14 protein-coding genes are annotated in these 14,725 nt (G+C 41.2%); 5 read left to right on the forward strand and 9 right to left on the reverse strand.

Features of this window, described 5'->3' with window-relative positions:
* Positions 1 to 60 precede the first annotated feature (60 nt).
* Both nrdB and yfaE read left to right on the forward strand, forming a co-directional pair.
* Positions 61 to 1,194, forward strand: coding sequence for a class Ia ribonucleoside-diphosphate reductase subunit beta (gene nrdB, locus MHN79_RS05325; protein ID WP_160932929.1), 1,134 nt, complete (start codon positions 61 to 63; stop codon positions 1,192 to 1,194).
* A complete protein-coding gene (gene yfaE, locus MHN79_RS05330; RefSeq protein WP_114784757.1) occupies positions 1,194 to 1,472 on the forward strand; it encodes a class I ribonucleotide reductase maintenance protein YfaE in 279 nt (92 codons plus the stop codon). The genes nrdB and yfaE overlap by 1 nt, the downstream gene beginning before the upstream one ends.
* 53 nt (positions 1,473 to 1,525) lie before the next feature.
* Here the strand turns inward: yfaE and MHN79_RS05335 are convergent, their stop codons facing one another.
* A complete protein-coding gene (locus MHN79_RS05335; protein ID WP_239172004.1) occupies positions 1,526 to 1,777 on the reverse strand; it encodes a hypothetical protein in 252 nt (83 codons plus the stop codon).
* Positions 1,778 to 2,028: 251 nt separating this feature from the next.
* Positions 2,029 to 3,270, reverse strand: coding sequence for a CinA family nicotinamide mononucleotide deamidase-related protein (locus MHN79_RS05340; RefSeq protein ID WP_239172005.1), 1,242 nt, complete (start codon positions 3,268 to 3,270; stop codon positions 2,029 to 2,031).
* A 264-nt stretch (positions 3,271 to 3,534) separates the two neighbouring features.
* Between MHN79_RS05340 and MHN79_RS05345 the strand changes: the two genes are divergently transcribed.
* Positions 3,535 to 4,431, forward strand: a complete 897-nt coding sequence (locus tag MHN79_RS05345) for a DUF3943 domain-containing protein (protein ID WP_239172006.1) — start codon at positions 3,535 to 3,537, stop codon at positions 4,429 to 4,431.
* 56 nt (positions 4,432 to 4,487) lie between these two features.
* On the opposite strand, the gene MHN79_RS05350 is transcribed toward MHN79_RS05345, so the two are convergent.
* The 3 genes from MHN79_RS05350 to MHN79_RS05360 are packed head-to-tail and all read right to left on the reverse strand — an operon-like array spanning position 4,488 to position 6,185.
* Positions 4,488 to 5,186: an MOSC domain-containing protein gene (locus MHN79_RS05350; RefSeq protein WP_239172007.1), complete on the reverse strand. Its 699-nt coding sequence runs from the start codon at positions 5,184 to 5,186 to the stop codon at positions 4,488 to 4,490.
* 26 nt (positions 5,187 to 5,212) lie between these two features.
* The gene (locus MHN79_RS05355; RefSeq protein WP_239172008.1) at positions 5,213 to 5,455 is read right to left on the reverse strand and encodes a hypothetical protein; all 243 of its coding nucleotides are present in this window, start codon (positions 5,453 to 5,455) and stop codon (positions 5,213 to 5,215) included.
* Position 5,456: 1 nt separating this feature from the next.
* Positions 5,457 to 6,185 (reverse strand): glutamine amidotransferase, encoded by a 729-nt coding sequence (locus MHN79_RS05360; RefSeq protein ID WP_239172009.1) that lies wholly within the window; start codon positions 6,183 to 6,185, stop codon positions 5,457 to 5,459.
* Between the two features lie 79 nt (positions 6,186 to 6,264).
* On the opposite strand from MHN79_RS05360, the gene MHN79_RS05365 reads away from it, so the two are divergent.
* Positions 6,265 to 7,098 (forward strand): helix-turn-helix transcriptional regulator, encoded by an 834-nt coding sequence (locus tag MHN79_RS05365; protein WP_239172010.1) that lies wholly within the window; start codon positions 6,265 to 6,267, stop codon positions 7,096 to 7,098.
* Between the two features lie 39 nt (positions 7,099 to 7,137).
* On the opposite strand, the gene MHN79_RS05370 is transcribed toward MHN79_RS05365, so the two are convergent.
* Positions 7,138 to 8,325 (reverse strand): SGNH/GDSL hydrolase family protein, encoded by a 1,188-nt coding sequence (locus MHN79_RS05370; protein WP_239172011.1) that lies wholly within the window; start codon positions 8,323 to 8,325, stop codon positions 7,138 to 7,140.
* A 263-nt stretch (positions 8,326 to 8,588) separates the two neighbouring features.
* On the opposite strand from MHN79_RS05370, the gene MHN79_RS05375 reads away from it, so the two are divergent.
* Positions 8,589 to 9,101 carry an ACT domain-containing protein gene (locus tag MHN79_RS05375; protein WP_239172012.1) on the forward strand — a complete coding sequence of 171 codons (513 nt, stop codon included), beginning with the start codon at positions 8,589 to 8,591 and terminating at the stop codon, positions 9,099 to 9,101.
* Positions 9,102 to 9,143: 42 nt separating this feature from the next.
* Here the strand turns inward: MHN79_RS05375 and nspC are convergent, their stop codons facing one another.
* The 3 genes from nspC to MHN79_RS05390 form a co-directional block, all read right to left on the reverse strand.
* Positions 9,144 to 10,277, reverse strand: coding sequence for a carboxynorspermidine decarboxylase (gene nspC, locus MHN79_RS05380; protein ID WP_239172013.1), 1,134 nt, complete (start codon positions 10,275 to 10,277; stop codon positions 9,144 to 9,146).
* A gap of 73 nt (positions 10,278 to 10,350) precedes the next feature.
* Positions 10,351 to 11,595, reverse strand: a complete 1,245-nt coding sequence (locus tag MHN79_RS05385) for a carboxynorspermidine synthase (protein WP_239172014.1) — start codon at positions 11,593 to 11,595, stop codon at positions 10,351 to 10,353.
* 16 nt (positions 11,596 to 11,611) lie between these two features.
* Positions 11,612 to 14,509 carry a pyridoxal phosphate-dependent class III aminotransferase gene (locus MHN79_RS05390; RefSeq protein ID WP_239172015.1) on the reverse strand — a complete coding sequence of 966 codons (2,898 nt, stop codon included), beginning with the start codon at positions 14,507 to 14,509 and terminating at the stop codon, positions 11,612 to 11,614.
* Positions 14,510 to 14,725 lie beyond the last annotated feature (216 nt).

The raw sequence follows: 14,725 nt of genomic DNA on the forward strand, positions 1-14,725 counted from the left end.
AGAAACAAATTAACAGATTGTTTGCCCCTCAGTAGAGGGGCTTAAAAGGAAAGAGGCAGCATGGCTTACAGTACTTTTAACCGAAATAAAAATGACCAATTAAAAGAACCTATGTTCCTTGGTCAATCCGTAAATGTTGCTCGCTATGACCAACAAAAATTCGAAATATTTGAAAAGCTTATCGAAAAGCAACTTTCATTTTTCTGGCGACCAGAAGAAGTTGATGTTTCAAGCGATCGCATCGACTACAACAAGCTTCCTGAGCATGAAAAGCATATTTTCATTTCTAACTTGAAGTATCAAACTTTGCTTGACTCAATTCAAGGACGCAGTCCAAACGTCGCTTTACTTCCGTTAGTATCACTACCGGAAGTTGAAACTTGGATTGAAACTTGGTCGTTTTCTGAGACGATTCACTCACGTTCTTACACTCATATCATACGTAACATCATCAATGACCCTGCTATTGTGTTTGATGATATCGTAGAAAATGAGCACATATTAAAGCGTGCAGAAGATATTTCTCAGTACTACGATGACTTAATTCAGTTAACCAATGACTACCATCGTTACGGTGAAGGCACGCATACCGTTAACGGTGAGCAAATCACTGTTAAATTGCACGACCTCAAGAAAAAGCTCTACATCTGCTTGATGTCTGTGAACGCTTTAGAGGCTATTCGATTTTATGTAAGTTTTGCCTGCTCCTTCGCTTTTGCAGAACGTGAATTGATGGAAGGTAATGCGAAAATCATCAAGCTAATCGCACGTGATGAGGCTCTCCACCTAACTGGTACACAGCACATGATAAATCTGCTACGTAACGGTCAGGATGATTTTTCATTCATGCAAATTGCAGAAGAGTGCAAGCAAGAATGCTTCGACTTGTTTAAAGCCGCCGCCGAACAAGAAAAAGAATGGGCCGAGTACTTGTTTAAAGATGGATCCATGATAGGTCTCAACAAAGATATTCTTTGCCAGTACGTTGAATACATTACAAATATTCGTATGCAGGCCGTCGGACTCGATGCAGCATACCCAGAGGCTACGTCTAACCCAATTCCATGGATAAATGCTTGGTTATCATCAGATAATGTTCAAGTTGCTCCGCAAGAAGCTGAAATATCATCTTATCTTGTGGGACAGATAGATAGTGATGTTCAAGCAGATGACTTTAAGGACTTTGAGCTCTAATGCCCAACATAAAGATCAACGGAACTACATCAATTCAGTCTAATCCTTCTAACACAGTTTTAGAGACAATGGAGAATGCTGGAATAATACCTGAATACAACTGCCGAGATGGGCACTGTGGTGCCTGTCGCTGCAAGCTAGCCAAAGGTGAAGTAGAATACGTTGGTTTTGCAATGGCCTACACTGAAAGTGATGAAATTTTACCCTGTATATGTAAGGCGAAATCTGACATAGAAATTGAAAATGTCACTTATAGCCTTAATGACAAAAGTGCATAATCATTCACTTTTAATAACCCGACTTAATCAGTCGGGTTATTTATATATAAGGTTTACACACGAACTTTAATTCGGGCTAAAAATTCATCAGCGGTCTGTGTAGATACAGCTTTGCTTGCAATTTCTCTTCCTCCATCGTCAAACAGAGACAAGCGATAGCCTAATGAATTTGTATGATTTTCTTCTTCTGGCACACTGAGCCAAATCGAGCTAGCATCATGACCAAACTCACTAAGTGATTCTCCTAGCACGACTTTTTGGCCTGCAACTTGATACCAAACTACAATTCTCGAATGTTGGCACATGCGAACCTCCCTAGGTAAAACCTCTGATGAACTTTCATTTTAAGCACAAATGAAACAAATGCACGTACCAATTATGGAGCTCATCAGCCATCTATTAAAAATCATAACTTTAAGCGTTAGATGATTTTCTTCTAAAAACCATTAGCCAAGTCATAGCTGTAATAAGGAGCATATTCATTCACTTAATGATATAAGACCTGTACTAATGGTTAGATAGCGTTAACAATGCTAACAAAGTATCATTCAAGCCTTTAATTGTTAATGCATTCCCTCGGAATATAGATTTCTTTAACGCGAGTAAGAGCGCTGTAGTTAGGAAACATACTTTTACTCAAAAAGTAACGTCTGAGCATATCTGCTGCCACAGTGGTAATGACAGCCACCTTGTCATCACGAGATAATGAGCGCTTAAAACTTAGAGTCTGTCCCCATTCCCCATTAGGAGTAGCTACGGCGACTGAAAACGTTTGATCTTTGAGCTTTCCGGTAGCAAGTGCAATATCAGTGGCACACTTTTCTCTTGTAGCTCCAGCAAGGGCAAGTATCGCAGCTAAAGCATCATTATTGCTTTCTCCCACCTCAACTCTTTCTCCCAACACCCATCCGTGCTCACAATAGTGTGCCGTTTGGTCATTAGAATTTAGCCACCGAATAAGCTGGCCATATGTTGATTGCTCTGCTGTAGAAATTGACTGACCTTTTTCTGCTATCAGATAGGCAACACAATCTTCAAATGGCTCATCAACACTCACCACATTTTCTTCAATCAGATTATGGATAATTTTAAGAAGCTTGACTCTATTATCTACATCATTTTTTGGTCCAAATAGCTTCACTTCTATATAGGGTAAATAAGAACGGTAACCTAACGTGTATTCATCTGGTAAATCGACTTTATTCATCAGATCAGACAGGTATGACTCGGACAAGCCAAAGGTATATAGCTTACTACAGTCAAAACCAACCACGTTATCATGACGTTCGTTTAATGCAGGCAACACGATTGACTCAACCATCAGGTAGAATTCACTCGGCACACCTGGCGTAAAATAAAAATCGCAGTCATTAAAAGTCAGTGAAAAACCGCATGCGGTGCCAATTGGGTTATCTAAAATTATTGACCCTTGGGGTAACATGGCTTGCTTTCTGTTACTCTCCGGCATAGGCATACCACGAGATGAAAAGTGCTTTTCTAGTTTATCCATCCATTGTGAATACAGTTCTAATTCACAACCAGAAGCCTCTGCTGCAGCCTCAGCACTGACATCATCGGTTGTTGGTCCTAGCCCCCCATTTACTATCACCACATCGTAGTTGAAACTTAACATCATTAACTCTTCAACTAACGCTGATTTGCTGTCTCCAACTGTGGAACGTTTAGACAAAGAGAAACCACGTTGGAAAAACTTTTCAGACAGCCAAGCAGCGTTTGTATCGACAATATCCCCATGAAGCACTTCTTCACCAGTGCTTAACATCGCTATTTTCAACATATTCACTTTCCTTTTAGGAAGTTCTTAATAACCATGATAACTCTTCAGCTTTAAGATAGAAGCTAGTCAGAGAAGTATGAATATCGAACTGATAAGCATCTTAGCTCATGTATGAAGAGTGTAATAACGGACCGCCTTCATAGTTTGAGCGCAGCTAAGAGTATTAGTTTCTTAATTAGCACAAGTTGCGGTTTTCATTCTAGTTACTTTGGTGGATAATCGTGAACTAGGGACAGTTCAAGCACAAGATTATGGAGTTTATCCGTGTACAAAAAATACATCACGACTTTGATGTTGTCGTTTTCTGCCTACACAAACGCCAACATCTATGAAACTCCTAAGCACATTGAGTTTTCATATCAAGCAGAAGACAGTCAAAACTACTACCTTTTCGACAACCCGTATTCATACAACTCACAAACTCCATACAATTTAGGTCTAACTGAAAGTGAGTTTAAACTTGAAGAGCCTGAGTTACCAAAATACCTCACTGTACAAAGCGAAAAAGATTGGGGCTATCTTAAGGGACAAACATACACTATTTTGGGTCTCAGTGTTGCGACAGTCGGGTTAATGACTTTGCTCCCTGAATCTATTACTAAGTGGGATGAAGAAGACCGAGATTTAAGCGGTTTGGGTTCAAAGTGGAAAGACAACGTCACTTCAGGCCCTGTTTGGGACAGAGATGATCACTTTCTCAACTACGTTATGCATCCATACTTTGGTGGAGTTTACTATACTGCTGCTCGTCATGCTGGCTTCAATGAATTTGAATCTTTCTTATACTCCGCAACATTATCGACTTTTTTCTGGGAATATGGGGTTGAAGCATTTGCCGAAGTGCCATCTTGGCAAGACCTGTTCATCACACCATTCTTCGGCGCCGTTGTCGGTGAAATGATGTTTGAGGCAGAACAAGATATCGTGGCTAATGGTGGTGAGGTATGGGGTTCTGAAACCATGGGAAGTGTCAGTTTATTCTTTCTCAATCCAGTTGGTCACATCCACGGCTGGGTCAGCGATGCTTGGGGCGGCTCAGCCGAATTCCAGTTCAACACAAAACCTTGGTTTGGTAATCAAGATGTTGCTAAATTTGCTCTAGACTCAGGCGCTAGCTATGACGATATTTTTTATGGCGTCGAGATGAAGATTACTTTCTAGACATAACCTCTATTTGTAAGCCTGCTCGCGACTCAAGCAGGCTTACATCACCAACTTTATTGATCTTTACGACAAGGGCCTTCTATTCTAGGAGACCAATCCTCAACAACACCATCCCTTATTCTTAGGTCAACTAATTTTTTCCATGACTCGACCAAAGGTAATTGTGCCAATTTTTGTAACTCTAACGTTTCAAGGCAGCCTTCAAAGATTAGACTCATAATCCTAGCAAGCGTCCACTCAGGATAAGGTCTATCGCACAATAAGATCTCGTCACCTTGCCCAATATCTCCCTCTTGTAGCACCCTGAAGTACCACCCTGTTCGCAGTGAGTCTTGTAAACGCTTTGCCATATCATTTTGCTCAAAACGTACGTTCAATTTCCAACAAGGCATTCTGCCCTGAGAAACCTCTAAATGCGTTGAGCCTATACGTATTTTATCGCCTATACAGATATCCTTTTCAGTGATACCACTAGAGCTTATGTTTTCACCAAACGCTCCGATATGATGAAAAATATCTCGATCACCAAGCTCTTTCACCCATTTACTGTAGTGCTCAGTGGGGTAAACGTGGAGAGCCTTTTCTACTCCACCGTGGAAACGTAAGTCTCCTTGTTCATCACCCATAAGTCCCAGAAAAGAGACGGATTGACGCCCATCAACAACTTTCTTGTCAATTGCGCTTTTTGAACCATGAGCAAACGACACTGCCTTACCCGTCAGCACAGCGTTTACTTTCCCTAAACTTTTCATAGTTTCCTCGACAGAAGTTGCCTTTTTCAGCCATATGGAACCAACCGGTAGACAGGCAATGCAGCAAGCAGTTCGACACTGTCTCCGGTACTTTTAAGATAACGAATTTCATGATCTGAATAGAAAGTTTTTAACTGATACCCTTCTTCAGAGGGGAACTTCACTAGCAGTAACTCTAAGTATTCCTCTCTTTTATTTTTATCTATATGTTCAATGTCTACACTAAAAAGTAATTTTTCTTGCTGATATATATCTACCCTATATCTCATATCAATGACAATCCTTCTGCAAATATTTCTGCACTAACCCGTCAAGAAAAGAGTGAAGCAGATGATTCATCCGCGAGGTTTCCATAGCTAAAATTTCATCTTCAGATTGAACAAACTCATGTTCATGTCCAACCTCAAGTTGCTCTGTGCTATGTTCTATCAAAGCCGGAAGTTCAAAAGGCGTGAATTCAAGATGACACTGGAAACCATAAACCAATCCAGAGTAACGAACAATTTGTCGAGGACAACCACGACTATAAGCAAGTATCTCGGCATTTTGGGTTAAGCCCGGCATATCATTGTGCCAATGACCGACTAATTCCTTACCCTCAAATTTGCTAAGTAGAGGGTCGCTTATTCCATGACATGTTAGTGTAATAGGGAAAGCGCCAATTTCAGGTTCGGGACTTTTTGTATAACTAGCACCTAAAGCCTCTCCGATAAGCTGCGCGCCTAAACAAACACCCACAACCGCTTTGTTACTCGATATTGCTTCGCCAATGAGATTTTTCTCTTTATCGGCATCAAAATGAGGGCTTTCCTTTTGAGATGTCGAGGGGCTTTGGGGACCACCCAACACAATTAATACATCAAATTCTTTGGCATTATCAGGCAGGGTCTCTCCTAAATATAAACGCGTATAACTTAGTGTAAATCCGTTCTTAAATGCCCAATACTCGAAATAACCTGGTCCCTCAAATATCTCATGGACAATAAAATGAATCCGCATAGTCTCTCCTGTGATAGTTAATAACACTATGCTAACCTGATGTATTAATGACGAGATAGAGACAATAAGACACCTTATAATGCTAAGCCGCCAAGATAAAACACAGGAATATCAACTATCAGCCAACGAGGTTATCGCTACTCAACCAGACGCGCCGGTGCTGGTAAAAACAATACAAATGGCCAAAGGCTATGTAGACAAAATGCATAGCCACAATTGGCATCAAATCATTTTCCCAATAAAAGGGCTATTACAGACTCAGTCAGGGAACTATCAGTACCTTCTTCCCCATACTTCAGCGTTGTTCGTTCCTGCTACTCTAAGTCATGAGTCAATCGCTTTATCTCATACCACTTTTATTGGCATCTATATTAATCCAGCTTTGAGTCGAAACCATACCGACAGATTAAGAACGCTTCACCTTACACCCTTCCTACAGCAATTATTGCAAGAAATTCGTAGGACCTACTCATGTGGTCATTCTAAAGATCAAATGATCCGGTTACTTGACGTGTTACACGATCAAATATATGCCAACGAAGTAGTAACATTTCAGCTCCTGTTACCTCAGGATAGGCGATTACGATTTATCTTTAATCAACTATCGGAGAAGCCTTCATTAGACTGGTCACTAAAAGTTTGGGGAGATAAAGTCGGCGCCTCAGACAGAACGTTATCACGACTGTTTTTTAAGGAATTCAATACTTCCTTCCCCCGCTGGCGCCAACATTTAAGACTTATTTGTTCTTTGCCTTTATTAGATCAAGAACTACCCATCCAAGTTATTGCAGACAAAATAGGATATAAAAATGACTCTTCCTATATTAAGGCATTCAAGTCCTATTTTGACCTCACACCACAACAATTTCGACTCAATGAGAGCCAAGCCAACTATGATGTATACAGTGAATAAGCTTGTTTATTTGGCAAGTGTTAAGCCGAAGAGAATGCACTAACCATTACTACCAAACTCGTTGACAATAAAGTCACACATGCGCGACGCAAGGATTTGGTGGACTTCTTGGCTAGGGTGAACCTGATCGTGAAATATGTGCTTATGTGCGGGATCAAATGGCTGGCTCCATCCTCCAAGCCCAAAGTAGCGACGTAGGTCAACATACCCTGCCTGCTCTTCGGTCACTGTGTCATAACCCACTTTATTGGCCGCAGTCACAAGTTTGCTTAACTCCCCACCAAAATCAAAAAATTTTATTGCCACTCCCTTATCTCTATATTTTTTATTCATCTCCTTTAACAATACTTGCATTGCAGCATTATGCTCGTGAGATATTTTGGCCATTTTCTGTTGGTAATCTTGCCCTTTTCTCTGCGCTAAAGCCGTGGTAGACAAGTCAGGCACACCAGTAACAAGAATATGTTTAACCCCTTTTGATTCTACCAATTTTGTGATTTGATTTCGGTAGCAGTTCATCACCTTGTTAATATCGCGCTTAGAAAAAGTCATATAATCGTTCGCACTTAGTGCTAGCACCACCATGTCTCCAGGCTTAAATCCTTCCTTTTTTTCATGCTTTCGGATTTGTCTGCTCATATGAGAAATGAGAATAAAGGTGGGGTCCAATTTCGAGTAACGTGCCGTGACTGCTCCACCCTCTGCATAATTGAATAATTTGAAGTTATCACGCACATCTTTGTCTTTAATGTGCTTTTTTAAGTAAGCATCTGAGGATATAAAATCCGGCCATACAAACCCATTGGTAAAACGTCCTTCATGATACTGCCTAGAAGACAGCATGAGACCCAAGGTTTTTGACTTCATACGTCCATGTGAATCCGACAGGCTATCACCAATAACTACCAAGCGCTTTATACCTTCCAACGATTTACTCTCAGTATGTTTTTTAAGCACTTCTGTTTCTTGATGATCACGTATCGCAAGACCATAGACTCCACTCTTGGAGTCTAAAGCATCGGCCGAAGTAATATTCAATCGTTCTGGTTGTATCGGTTTATGCTGAGTCTCAGGCAAAGCCTCGAATTTAAAGGGCGGTAAAGAAGCAGAACGGCTTTTGCCATACTCAGATGGTTGAGATACAGAGACAACCTCAAGCTTTCTCTCAGCTAAATCCCTATTATAGACTGGTGAAATAAACACCCTACCTAATGCTGATACTTTCACATCATCACCTTCGATTGGAATTAAACGGAAAATTCACACTGCCAATTTCAATGCAAATATCACCAGAAAAGTTATGAAAATTCTTGCCAAAATTAGCTCTATCATTTGTTAGTCAAGTTACTGTGACATAGCGCTTTACAAGACGACGTTATTGTCAAATGGCAGAAATTCCACTTTAAATGTTGACCCAAATCAACCTCCACTCTTGAAGGGCTTCTACAATCAAACTAGATATGCGAGATAGATTTTGCTCAGGTGGTCATATGAATCGAATTTTTATCGTTAGTTTTACAGGAAATGCAACACCACAAACCATTAAGCAACTGGCCAGTATTACTCATGACCACGGCGGAAAGTGGTTGGTCAGCAAGGTGAATTTTTTAGAGGAGCTCGTTGCTGGTGTTATTAAGGTTGAAATACCTCAAGAAAATGAAGACTTAGTTAAAGATGCTTTTTGCGATCATGAAGGCCTTCTGGTTAAATTTAGTAAAGCAAAAAACCATATTCAGAACGCAGAAAGTATCTATAAACTGAGATTAGATTCCGCGGATCGAGCAGGTATCGTCAACGAAATAAGTCATGCACTGGATAGACAAAATATCTATATCCTCGATATGGACTGTCAGCGTGTTTTTGTTGCTGGTGGTGGCGGCGTAAGCTCAAGTTTATTCACAGCGAATATGTCTGTAAAAGTGCCTGAAGATGTAATTATTGATGATGTAGTAAAGGACTTGGAGGCTCTCAGTATCGGTATTCGTGTGATTGTCGAATCCTAGCCGATGGGTAGCTGAGCGCTACCCAGTGGCGACTATGCAGTTCTATTCAACACTCCACTGTGATAGAGAACGTTTAAAGTCTGAATAGTTAAACTCATTAAGTTTGTGGAGTTCACCATTTGAACGTTCACAATACACAGACGGCATACGCAGGCCATTGAACCAATTAAGTTTCACCATTGTATAACCAGCACTATCCAAAATATGCAGGCGCTGCCCAATTTCAAGCGGCTGCTCAAAATTTGCCACACAAAACTGGTCTCCAGCTAAACATGAACATGATCCTATGACATATTCATAATGACCCTGTTTTGATGCTTCACGAATTGATGCGGGCTCGTTATAGATAAGGGTATCTAGGCGATGTGCTTCTGTAGCAGAATCAACAATAGCGGTTCTCATACCATTCTCTACGATATCGACCACAGTCACGACCAAATCAGTCGTGTTAGTGACGATCGCTTCACCCGGCTCTAAGTAAACTTGTACACCATGCTTATGTGCGAACGCTTTAAGTGCTAGGCCCAACTTTTCAATATCATAGCCTGGCCACGTGAAAAACACGCCTCCACCCAAGCTGACCCATGAAAGCTTATCGAGATATTGACCAAATTTGTCTGAAACTGAATCTAGCAAACGAATAAACGCATCCACATCCTTATTTTCACAATTCATGTGAAACATAACACCATCAATACTTTCAAATACTGCTGGGTCTATATGATCGGATTGCACACCCAAACGAGAAAACTGCCTTGCTGGGTTTGCTAAGTCTTGTCCTGCATAGCTAACGCCAGGATTAAGCCTAAGGCCGATCGATGCCTTGTTTTCGACAATGTGACGATAAGCGGACAGCTGACTGTGTGAATTGAAAATTAATTTATCACAAATATCAGCGACTTCACGAACATCCTCCTCGCTGTATCCCACACTGTAAGCATGAGTTTCTCCGCCAAATGTCTCATATCCAAGTTTGACTTCATATGGACCTGAACTGGTAGTACCATCTAAATAAGGTTTAATGATGTTAAAAACGCCCCAAGTTGAGAAACACTTAAGAGCTAATACCAGTTTTGCACCTGATATCTCTTTTAGTTTCTTCGCCTGCTCTAAATTCTCAATCAGCTTGGCTTCATTGATCATAAAATAGGGTGTTTTTAATTCACTTTTTTGCATTTCTAAATACCGTAAAATCGAATAAAGCCGATAACTAAGTACCGGCTTTGGGGTAAATGGATAGGGCTAGAAATTATTTCAAAATCTGAATATCTGGCTGTCCAACTTCTAATTCCTGAACATGCCAATCAAGGCCAATCTCAGGCATAGTTTCCAAGAATGGATCTGGGTCGAGTTGTTCCATATTAAACACGCCCTTATCAGCCCATTTTCCGTTGAAAAATTGCAATGCCGCTGTAATGGCTGGCACACCAGTCGTGTACGAGATTGCTTGATGTTCCACATCTTCATAAGCTACTTGATGGTCTGCGTTGTTATAGATAAAGACACTACGCTCTTTACCGTCTTTCTTGCCTTGAACCCAAGTTCCGATACAAGTTTTACCTACATACCCAGGAGCAAGAGATGTTGGATCAGGAAGTAACGCCTTTAAAACATGAAGGGGTTGAACCGTGGTACCATCATGCAAAGTCAAAGGATCCGGACTTAATAAACCTATATCCCGCATACAGTTAAAGTAGTTAAGATATTTATCACCAAACCCCATCCAAAACTCAATTCGTTTTGCCGGAATAAACTCTTGCATTGATCTGACTTCATCATGAGCCATAGAATAGACTTTGTGTTTACCGACTAATGGAAAATCAAACTCTAGCATTCTCGAGTGACAGGGGACTTGCTTCCACTGTTCATTTTCCCAGTAAAAAGAGTCGCCTTGAATTTCAAGCATGTTCGTTTCTGGATCAAAGTTAGTGGCAAATTTTTTACCGTGATCACCTGCGTTCACATCCATAACGTCGATTGTATCGATCTCATCGAACAAATGTTTCACTGCATAGGCTGCAAATACAGACACAACACCCGGATCAAAACCAGCCCCAAGAATTCCAGTTATGCCAGCTTCTGCAAACTTCTCACGGTAACCCCATTGCCAATCATAAGCTTGTGGTACTTGCTGCCCTTCCGAGCAAAGATCAACGGCAACCGACGTATCCAAATACGATACTTTAGCTTGATAGCACGCTTCCATGATCGTCATATTAACCCATGGAGGACCAGCATTAATCACCAGGTCAGGTTTGACTTCATTAATTAAAGCAACGAGAGCATCTACATCATCGGCATTAACAGCTTTTGCTTCTAGCTTTTTTGTTGGATCTTGTAGGTTGTTTTTCTTATCAATCGAAGCAATGATTTTTTCACATTTGCTTATTGTTCTCGAAGCAATAGTAATATCACCCAAGATCTTATTATTTTGCGCTGCTTTGTGTGCCACTACCCAGCCAACACCACCTGCGCCAATCTGAAGAATTGCCATAGTTTGATTACCTAAGTTACGCTAACTCAACTGCTAGCTTGTTTATTTTTGCGATTAATGATTCAAAGTCAGACATGGCTAAGCATGGATTTAGAATCGTAAATTTAAGTGCCGTTTTACCGTCAACAATGGTTTCGCCCAATACAGCAACACCACGTGTTAAAGCTTCAAGTCGAACTCGTTTATTCAATTCATTTAGATCTACCGAATGTTTACGTGTGACTCTAAATAAAACCGTCGACAGTAATGGGTTTGATAAAAGCTCGAAGTCTTTCTCTTGGTCGATTAACTCGGCAACCTTCTGGGTTTGTTCTAACAGATGATCATACATGGCCCCTAATGTTTTAGGCCCTACGTTTTGCATCGTCATAAACACCTTTAAGGCATCGAACCGTTTAGTGGTTGCGATAGACTTATCGACAAGATTAGGTAACTCGTCGTGTTCTCTATTAAGATAATCTGCATGATGAAGCAAATACTTAAAGTGAGCTTTATCTTTAACCAGTAAAGAGCCACAGCTTATGGTTTGATAAAATAACTTATGAAAATCAACACTTATAGAATGCGCACGTTCTATCCCTGCCAAGCGGTCTTTGTGACTACTTAATACCAGCGCTCCGCCGTATGCCCCATCAACATGCATCCACATTTGATGAGCATCTGCTATATCAGCAAGCGTATTCAAATCATCAATTGCACCATGATCTGTCGTGCCAGCAGTACCTACAATAGCAAATGGGATGAGGCCATTAAATTTAGCATCTGCAACCACTCTTTCCAGTTGCACTGTGTCCATAGTACCATCAATGTTGGTTGGAACAGTCAAAACAGATTGCTTACCAAGCCCCATCCAAGATGCAGCCTTGTGAATGGTGAAATGTGATTTGTCTGAACAAATAATCCTTAGTTTATCTGCATAATCTGGAAGCCCATGTTGACGAACTGAATGACCAGATAGCCTATCAGCCACCCAATCTCGCGCCAACATCAATCCCATTTGGTTACTCTGGGTTCCACCGCTAGTAAAAATACCATCAGACATTTTGCCTAGTTCATATTTTTCACACAGCCAACTCACTACTTTTTGTTCAACATAGGTTGCAGATGAAGCTTGATCCCAAGAATCCATAGACTGATTCAAAGAAGCAATGATTGTCTCAGCCACTACCGACGATAGCAGCGGAGGTGTATGTAAATGTGCAATACAATCTGGATGCTGTGTGAAGATAGCGTTTTTTCCGACAAGGTCTGCGGTATGATCGATAACATCGAGCAAATTTGATTGTTGATTGTTAAGGTCAACCGCATTGATTAACTCTTCTAGCTTTTTAGGCTCGACACCTGAATAAGGACCACTGACTTGCTCAAACAGTTTTTCCATTGTTGCAGTCGCATGGTTCATGGCTTTACTAAAATCAGCCCTCTCCATTCCACCTGTTTGAATAAAGTGTTTTTTCCATGCTTGATTTGATTCCTGTTGAACCTTATAAGCACCGCCAGAAACCAAAATAGCTTCTTCGAGAACACGAAGAGCAAAATCGATCTGTTCAAAGGAAATAATAAGCGGGGGTAGGAATCGGATGACCGAGCCATCGCGTCCGCCTTTCTCAACCATCAAGCCTCTCTCAAGTGCTGCACGCTGGATAGATAAGGTCAATTCGCCATCTGATGCAGGTTCACCGAACTTATTTAGCTTCTGATTTGGCTGACAAATTTCCACACCCAACATCAAGCCTTTACCACGTACATCAGCAATACAGTTGACACGTTTTTGAATGCCTTCCAACCCCAAACGTAAATACTGGCCAGAAACATTTGCGTGTTCGACAAGATTGTCACGCTCGATGATCTCCAACGCCTTTGCACCAGAAACCATCGCAAGTTGGTTGCCACGAAACGTACCAGTATGCTCTCCAGGTAACCAAGTGTCATGCTCTTTATTGATCACCAGCAGAGACATTGGCAAGCCTCCACCAATTGCTTTGGATAAACATAATATGTCAGGAACAATTCCCGCTTCCTCGAACGCAAAATGGTATCCAGATTTACCAACACCGCATTGGATTTCGTCAAAAATCAGTAGTATTTCATGTTCATCACAAATACGACGAAGCTCTTGTAGCCAGAATGCTGGCGCAGGTATGACACCACCCTCACCTTGAATAGGTTCGACGATAATAGCTGCAGGCTTCATGATTCCGGCCTCGTCATCATTAAGCAAGCGCTCAATGTAACGGATACCAGCACGTGCTCCATCTTCTCCGCCCAAACCAAAAGGACAGCGTAAATTGTACGGGAATGGCATAAAATGCACATCCGACATCAAGCCAGTGCGGCGAGCTTTGGTACCTAAATTACCCATCATGCCCATAGTGCCATTAGTCATTCCATGATAAGCTCCTCGGAAAGCAAACATGGTATTTCTACCAGTGGTTTGTTTAGCAAGTTTTATCGCCGCCTCTACAGCATCCGCTCCTGAAGGTCCACAGAACTGAATGACGCAATTTTCTCCAAGCTCTTGCGGAAGAAAATTTTTCACCGACTGAATAAAGTGGGTTTTGGCTTTCGTCGCGATATCAAGCGTTTGGTATGGAAGGCCTGAATCAAGCTGATTTTTGAGTGCTTGATTGATTTCCGGATGGTTATAGCCAAGAGCAAGCGTACCAGCACCCGCTAAGCAATCTAGAAAGATCTGACCTCGTGTATCTTCAACCAGGACTCCATAAGCTTGTTTTATAGCGATAGGTAGTCGACGAGGATATGAGCGGACCTCGGATTCATGCTCGGATTGCTCTTGTAAAACGGAATCAGGTGTGAGGTCGTAAACTCCATCTACAACGGGAATTTGTGACGAAAATGGACTTGCGATATTGTTTTCATTCAACGAATTATCGACTTCAAAGGCAGTGCTCATGACTAGCTCCTTCGATATTCTGTGTAACTTATTTAACTATTATATGGGATAGCAGGTACGGCTGCCCGTTCGTATCAAAACCAAAAAAACTGGCTATACGAATACGCTCCATCGAATAAATGGATTAAAACTTATAGTTGGGGAATCAAGGTTCAGTAATGCAACTGTTTTGTAATACAGGGCATTGAGGTAGAACAAAGCTGATCAGTGTGTGTT

It is taken from the genome of Vibrio sp. Of14-4, assembly GCF_022347625.1.
In the GTDB taxonomy this organism is placed as follows: domain Bacteria; phylum Pseudomonadota; class Gammaproteobacteria; order Enterobacterales; family Vibrionaceae; genus Vibrio; species Vibrio pristinus.

Coding starts and splice junctions, on each gene's coding strand:
- MHN79_RS05355 (WP_239172008.1), bottom strand. CDS start 5,455: ATGAGATATAGGGTAGATATATATCAGCAAGAAAAATTACTTTTTAGT.
- MHN79_RS05365 (WP_239172010.1), top strand. CDS start 6,265: ATGCTAAGCCGCCAAGATAAAACACAGGAATATCAACTATCAGCCAAC.
- nspC (WP_239172013.1), bottom strand. CDS start 10,277: ATGCAAAAAAGTGAATTAAAAACACCCTATTTTATGATCAATGAAGCC.
- MHN79_RS05340 (WP_239172005.1), bottom strand. CDS start 3,270: ATGTTGAAAATAGCGATGTTAAGCACTGGTGAAGAAGTGCTTCATGGG.
- MHN79_RS05360 (WP_239172009.1), bottom strand. CDS start 6,185: ATGCGGATTCATTTTATTGTCCATGAGATATTTGAGGGACCAGGTTAT.
- MHN79_RS05385 (WP_239172014.1), bottom strand. CDS start 11,595: ATGGCAATTCTTCAGATTGGCGCAGGTGGTGTTGGCTGGGTAGTGGCA.
- MHN79_RS05390 (WP_239172015.1), bottom strand. CDS start 14,509: ATGAGCACTGCCTTTGAAGTCGATAATTCGTTGAATGAAAACAATATC.
- nrdB (WP_160932929.1), top strand. CDS start 61: ATGGCTTACAGTACTTTTAACCGAAATAAAAATGACCAATTAAAAGAA.
- MHN79_RS05375 (WP_239172012.1), top strand. CDS start 8,589: ATGAATCGAATTTTTATCGTTAGTTTTACAGGAAATGCAACACCACAA.
- MHN79_RS05350 (WP_239172007.1), bottom strand. CDS start 5,186: ATGAAAAGTTTAGGGAAAGTAAACGCTGTGCTGACGGGTAAGGCAGTG.
- MHN79_RS05335 (WP_239172004.1), bottom strand. CDS start 1,777: ATGTGCCAACATTCGAGAATTGTAGTTTGGTATCAAGTTGCAGGCCAA.
- yfaE (WP_114784757.1), top strand. CDS start 1,194: ATGCCCAACATAAAGATCAACGGAACTACATCAATTCAGTCTAATCCT.